Source organism: Stenotrophomonas sp. GbtcB23 (assembly GCF_019091045.1).
In the GTDB taxonomy this organism is placed as follows: domain Bacteria; phylum Pseudomonadota; class Gammaproteobacteria; order Xanthomonadales; family Xanthomonadaceae; genus Stenotrophomonas; species Stenotrophomonas rhizophila_A.
This window is the reverse complement of record NZ_JAGXKC010000565.1, coordinates 1-248: the sequence shown is the minus strand read 5'-3', so window position 1 is coordinate 248 and position 248 is coordinate 1. Positions and strand designations below refer to the sequence as shown.

General features: G+C 57.7%; 1 protein-coding gene. It reads right to left on the bottom strand.

Features of this window, described 5'->3' with window-relative positions:
* The coding region (locus tag KVS69_RS20130) for a type II toxin-antitoxin system YafO family toxin (RefSeq protein WP_217540015.1) at positions 1 to 248 on the bottom strand (248 nt) is incomplete at both ends.

Below are 248 nucleotides of genomic sequence, written 5' to 3'. Positions count from 1 at the left end.
CATCCAGTATGTAGATCAGTCCAAAGTTGCCGTTGTCATCCCCGACGTAAACCAGATGACGGTCACTCGTCTTGCGACCGCGGCGCCTGAGCACGACGAACCAGCGCTTACGCGAGTGGGTATTGAACGGAACAATATGTACGTGTCGCAGCCGGTAACGCTCCCCGTCCACCAACGGAGCAACGTATGCGCCATCTTTGCCGAAGAGTTGATGGGAGAACTCCCGCTGCGGCCAATCCGCCTTCCAC